Source organism: Spirochaetota bacterium (genome assembly GCA_026414805.1).
In the GTDB taxonomy this organism is placed as follows: Bacteria; Spirochaetota; UBA4802; order UBA4802; family UB4802; genus UBA4802.
The window spans coordinates 1-5347 of sequence record JAOAIH010000111.1 but is presented as its reverse complement, the minus strand read 5'-3'; the positions used below and the strand labels follow the sequence as shown (position 1 = coordinate 5347).

Here is a 5347-nt window from a genome sequence, read left to right as displayed (position 1 = left end):
CTATATCTTCATGGGTGGTATGCTCACTGGTATCGCTAATATACTTTACACAGTAGCATGTTTTTGAAAATTTCTTTGCTGCAAGTGCAATACCCGCCAGTTCCATATCAACAATACTTGCAATAGTGCTGTACTGTGCACGTTCTTGTGGGGTGCGCAATGGAATGGATACGCTTATACATGTGTGTGCTGTCAACTGTGGTAGTGGGGTCAGAGCATAGGCAAAAGGGTTTTGTGTGGTAAAGTGGCAACGTGTGGTATCATATACTTTACTTACGGTGATGATAGTACCTGGTGTAAGGTCGGGCGTAAGTGCACCTGCAGCTCCAATGTTAAGTATAATTTCAGCGTTCAGCGTAGTAAATACGTAGGTGGTGGCAATGGCAGCAGAAGTGACCCCTATGCCGCCAATGATTAAATATAAGGAGCTATCGCCACCATAAAGTAAAAAAGGCTTTTGCTTACATTGCACAAGCTGTAATATTTCAATATACGGTTGTGCTTCAATCTGGGTTGCAAATTGCATTACTACAGCAGGTTTTGACATTGTGCCATTTCCTTTAAAGTTTGTAATGCTTTCATTCCTGTATCTTTCAGTGAGATGCTATAATCATTGACATAAAGATCAATATGCTGCTGCAGTACTGTGTTGTCAAGCTCCTGTGCCAGTGAGCGTATATATTCTCTTGATGCATGTGGATTATTCCAGGCATACTGAATTGAATTGCGGATAAGCTCTTCCATTACTGGTTTAAGGGAAGAATGGCGTTTGTGGATTGCAATACACCCCAGTGGAATGGGTAGCCCCGTTATATCTTCCCACCATTTGCCAAGATCAATAAGCACATCGCAATTATAATTATGGTAGATAAAACGGCCTTCGTGGATGATAACTCCTGCATCAAAACGTCCGCTATCAATGCCTGGCAGGATTTCATCAAATCTCACATGAATAATGTCATTCAGTGAACCAAAACGCAACCTGAACAAAAGGTGTGCGGTAGTGTACTGACCTGGTGTTGCTACTGTTGCGTTTATTATATCTTTAAGGCCTTTTTTAATAACCACCAGCGGGCCACATCCAAATCCAAGCGCTGCTCCGGCATCTAAAAGCTCATAATCCTTTTGTGCGTATAAAAATCCGTGAAATGAAAGTTTAGTAATGTCGTATTGTTGGTTGAGTGCTGCGTGATTGAGTGTTTCAACATCATCAATATACACATTAAATTCAAGACCACGTGTATCAATTAATTTATGAACAAGGGCGTGGAATATAAAGGTATCGTTTGGACATGATGAAAAAGCAAGCGATAGCATGTTGTCAGGCAATCTTTGGAGTAGTTTCGGTAATGCGTTTTTGGTATTCTTGCAATGTTGTCTGAGTCAATGGCACAATGATTGAAGCTATTGTTTTTTCAAAATCAGAGTCAATAATAAAATTGGATTGTGTAAGCCCCATGCCTTTGAGCATCATAGTGATAAGAACAAGGCCAAGTCCAGCTCCTTCTTTATAGTCATCATCCTGAGCCTGAATGAAGTAATCAGTAATATCTTCACATTGCTGAGCTATTTTTAATTTTTTTGCAACTGCATCACGCTCGGTTTCATTCATTGGAGTTGGGTTTTCTACATCAATACATAGCTTTTTATCAATGACTGTAATAGTTGTCAACGCGTAAAGGTTATTTTTTCGTGCAAGTGTGTCAAGGTATCGGGCATCGCTTCGTGTCATCTCAAGTCTAAATAATTGCAGAGCTTTTTCACTATCAAAAAAAATTGATTCGTATGATTTTTTACCCTCAAAATAGATAAATTTTTGATTTGCTTTCACAGCATTTACTACAAGTTCTTTTACTGCAGTATATAACGGGATAAGGAGTACATCGCAATTGTGCTTGTGTAAAATTTTTGACAAAACAAGCTTTATATAATATTCAATTGATTCGGTTACCGAATATGCCTTGATGATTATAGGTTTATTTTGTTCTATTGCTTCATCAATAGTCATAAGAAGTGCCTTTTTTGTTACGATATCGATATAATAAGAACTAAACGGTGTTATGTCAAGCATTTTCTATTCTTTAGTTGATTTACAACATGGGCAGGGCGATGTGTCAAATGAACCGTCTGATTTTCTTTGCTGAATGCCATAGTGGCCTTCCATGAACAACTGGTTCATCATGGTATACCACTTATCAACACCAATTTCTTTAATTTTTACAAGATTATCAATTACTATATGGCGATAATGGGCAAAATTTTTGCCAGGATGATATTTGCTGAAATTATCCAGCCGTTGGCAAGGGAAAAGGTCGCATTCAAAGCAAAATTGCATCCCGCCTATGCGGACACAGCAATCATAGATTTCGCATGAATCATGGAATGTATCAGCCCTGCAGCCTTTGCAAATCCCAAACTTGTAAAACCGGGGACATGCAGCACAAAAAATACCACAGGGCGAAGCCAACAGTTTTTCATTCATACGTTACATTGCCTGATTTTTTTTATTAATAAAAGAGTATCATTTTTTTTAGTGTTTACAAAAAAATTGCTACAATTATTTAAGCATAATCTGTAATACTTATATTTTTTTGCTGGCGATAGTTACTGTTAATTGAATTTTTGTAGTTGTCGTTGACTCAAGTCATGATGTGCATACAATGAAATACCTGCCCAATACTCCTTTATTGTAAAAGGAAGAAGGGTGGATAGAGAAAATGAATACTTTAAAATTTTTTAGAAGGATGTAACAAATGAAAAAACAAATTAATGTAATTTTAGCAATCTTCTTGGTTCTTGTGAGTGCCTATGGGCTTTACAGCCAGATAAAGTGGTATGATTTTAATTCAGGGTATACTGTTGTAAAAAATACAAAGAAACCCGCAGTCATTGATTTTTATGCTGACTGGTGTATATGGTGTAAAACAATGGATAAAGAAACATTTGCCAATCCAAAAGTAGAACAAAAATTAAACCGTGATTATATAGCTATCAGGATAGATGTAGAAAAAAACCAGACTATACAGTTTGAAAATAAAACCTATACTGCTCAGGAATTTGCAGCGTATTGCGGAGTAGAAGGCCTGCCTACACTTGTATTTATGGACAAAGAAGGAAAGCTTGTAACGCGCATTCCAGGTTATATTAAAGCTGATATTTTTTTGTCATTGCTTGATTATATGAAAGATGAATGCTATAAAAAGAAAGTGTCATTTCAGGAGTATATGCAACAAAAAAATTGCGCTAAGTAAAAGGTATGCTTACAGAATGTACTTAGGATTTCATGAATGTATGTAACTAAAAGACTGTAATCAATAGGGGGCGTTATGGAATTTATTGAATGGGGGGAGCATTTAAGTGTTGGCGTTAAAGTGTTTGATGAAGAGCATAAACAGCTTATAGCACTGGTAAATAAACTCAATCATGCATTGCAATCAGGCAGCGCCAAAAAAACCATGGAAGAAATTTTACGCAGCCTTGCCAATTATACAAAAATTCATTTTACCCATGAAGAAGATTATATGCAACTCTATGGATATCCTGAATATGAAAAACACCGACAGGAACATGAAGCGTTAACCAATCAGGTAATGGACTTTTTAAACCGATACCAGCAAGGCAAAGCTTCTTTTTCTTTAGAGTTGATGAACTTTTTAAAAGACTGGCTCACCAAACATATTCTGGGAAGTGATAAAAAATATAAAGAGTTCTTTGTGGCAAAAAATATTGAATAATTATGCCTTTGTCATAGCCTGTACAAGTATATACAAATTTTGGGCAATATCTTTTATTGACGATGCTACATTTGACACAGTGTTCACAATATCAGTAAGATTTTGTGCAGATTCAGATACATAGACTATAGTCTTTGATGCTTCTTCATTTGCAATGCGCTGTTCGCTTGTTGATGTTTCAATTGTTTCAATTGCATTATAAATCTGTGTATTTAAATTGGCGATAGCTTTTATAGATACATTTACATCCTGTATCAGTGCATTGGTGTGAGATATCTCCTGCATAATTGTGCGTATTTCTTCGTTTAGTTTAGATAAAAACTGTGATGTATCGGTTATACTTGTGTTGCTTGTGCGCATGAGACTCTGTGTCTGTTCAATAATTTTTGCAATCTGTGAAGCGTTTTGTGCAGTGGCGTCTGCTAATTTTGATATTTCGTCAGCAACAACTGCAAAACCTCTTCCCGCATCTCCTGCTCTAGCTGCTTCTATTGATGCGTTAAGTGAAAGCAGGTTAACCTGATCTGCTATCTGGTTTATAACTTCCACAAATGATGACATATTATTACTAAATGTAATGAGGTCCTGGAATTGTGTCAGTGTATCATCCATTTTCTTTATTGAATCGTTGGAAAGCGAAGTAATATTTTCTATTGATTTAGCAATTGTGCCTGCGCTTTTTGTAATTTCTTCAAATACTTTTTTTAGATCATTTACTGATTCATTGGCAATCTGCATCTCCTGATACAGTGAGCGGGCAGTGTTACTTATATTTTCAGCATTGCTTGTAAGCTCTTCAACAGATGCTGAAATTTCCTCAAGTGATGCTGCTTGTTTGCTGGCAAGTTCATTGATGGTATCCACAACAGTTGCCTGCTCAAGTGATTTTTCATTCAAAACGCCAACTGAATGTTCAACGTTTTGTGCTATTACGCTGATGCGTTCATGTTTAGTGCTGGCTTCATCAGCCTTATCCAATGCAAGCTCCAGAAGTGCACGGGTTGCCTTTGTGCCAAACACTGCAGATATTCCAACCCATAAGTAAATTAAAAAGCGAACGCCAATAACGCTACCTACAGGGCCTTCTGGAATAAGTTGGGGTCGTAATGAAAATAAGCATATCTGTGATATTACGACAATGATAAATGAAAAAATTGCTACTTTTGTATCAAAATAAAATACAGATAAAGCAAGAACAATATAATGTGCTGCAAATAATTCTTTAGAACCATAAATAAAATATTGAAAAACAAATAGTGAAAACATTACTATAAATATTGATAAATAGGGAGAAAACCATGCATGGCGATATCTATAAACTACAAGGAAACCACATCCTAGTATTATAGCTATTAACAATCCTGTGAATATAATTTGGGTAACTGATAAATAATGTGAACCCGTACCGGTAACAAGGATAATAAATGTAGCAAGTAATGCTAACACGGTAATACTGGTAAATGCTTTGAAAAGTCGTTTATGATTGTTATAGATAATTTCATTAAACAATTCTATGCGGGTAGTATTATTTTCCATAATAGTCACCACCTAATAAATGAATAATAATTCACTTTTAAGTCATTGTTGTATATGGTTATTAAACTGTCAACATA

7 protein-coding genes are annotated in these 5347 nt (G+C 36.1%); 2 read left to right on the top strand and 5 right to left on the bottom strand.

Annotated elements, in window-relative coordinates:
* The 4 genes from N3F66_14460 to N3F66_14445 all read right to left on the bottom strand — a co-directional run.
* Nucleotides 1-547 (bottom strand): hypothetical protein (locus N3F66_14460; GenBank protein MCX8125347.1); only part of this gene is annotated, 547 nt, incomplete at its 3' end.
* On the bottom strand, nucleotides 529-1317 hold the full coding sequence (locus N3F66_14455) for a 1,4-dihydroxy-6-naphthoate synthase (GenBank protein ID MCX8125346.1): 789 nt from the start codon (nucleotides 1315-1317) through the stop codon (nucleotides 529-531). The genes N3F66_14455 and N3F66_14460, both read right to left, overlap by 19 nt.
* Before the next feature lie 4 nt (nucleotides 1318-1321).
* Complete coding sequence (locus tag N3F66_14450; GenBank protein MCX8125345.1) at nucleotides 1322-2071, bottom strand: hypothetical protein; 750 nt, start codon at nucleotides 2069-2071, stop codon at nucleotides 1322-1324.
* Nucleotides 2072-2074: 3 nt separating this feature from the next.
* Nucleotides 2075-2482, bottom strand: coding sequence for a DUF3795 domain-containing protein (locus N3F66_14445; GenBank protein MCX8125344.1), 408 nt, complete (start codon nucleotides 2480-2482; stop codon nucleotides 2075-2077).
* A gap of 271 nt (nucleotides 2483-2753) precedes the next feature.
* On the opposite strand from N3F66_14445, the gene N3F66_14440 reads away from it, so the two are divergent.
* Both N3F66_14440 and N3F66_14435 read left to right on the top strand, forming a co-directional pair.
* The gene (locus N3F66_14440) at nucleotides 2754-3251 is read left to right on the top strand and encodes a thioredoxin fold domain-containing protein (protein ID MCX8125343.1); all 498 of its coding nucleotides are present in this window, start codon (nucleotides 2754-2756) and stop codon (nucleotides 3249-3251) included.
* Between the two features lie 75 nt (nucleotides 3252-3326).
* Nucleotides 3327-3734: a bacteriohemerythrin gene (locus N3F66_14435; GenBank protein ID MCX8125342.1), complete on the top strand. Its 408-nt coding sequence runs from the start codon at nucleotides 3327-3329 to the stop codon at nucleotides 3732-3734.
* On the opposite strand, the gene N3F66_14430 is transcribed toward N3F66_14435, so the two are convergent.
* Entirely contained in the window at nucleotides 3735-5270 is a 1536-nt protein-coding gene (locus N3F66_14430; protein MCX8125341.1) for a methyl-accepting chemotaxis protein, read from the bottom strand.
* Nucleotides 5271-5347: the final 77 nt, after the last annotated feature.

Coding starts and splice junctions, on each gene's coding strand:
- N3F66_14435 (MCX8125342.1), top strand. CDS start 3,327: ATGGAATTTATTGAATGGGGGGAGCATTTAAGTGTTGGCGTTAAAGTG.
- N3F66_14430 (MCX8125341.1), bottom strand. CDS start 5,270: ATGGAAAATAATACTACCCGCATAGAATTGTTTAATGAAATTATCTAT.
- N3F66_14450 (MCX8125345.1), bottom strand. CDS start 2,071: ATGCTTGACATAACACCGTTTAGTTCTTATTATATCGATATCGTAACA.
- N3F66_14455 (MCX8125346.1), bottom strand. CDS start 1,317: ATGCTATCGCTTGCTTTTTCATCATGTCCAAACGATACCTTTATATTC.
- N3F66_14445 (MCX8125344.1), bottom strand. CDS start 2,482: ATGAATGAAAAACTGTTGGCTTCGCCCTGTGGTATTTTTTGTGCTGCA.
- N3F66_14440 (MCX8125343.1), top strand. CDS start 2,754: ATGAAAAAACAAATTAATGTAATTTTAGCAATCTTCTTGGTTCTTGTG.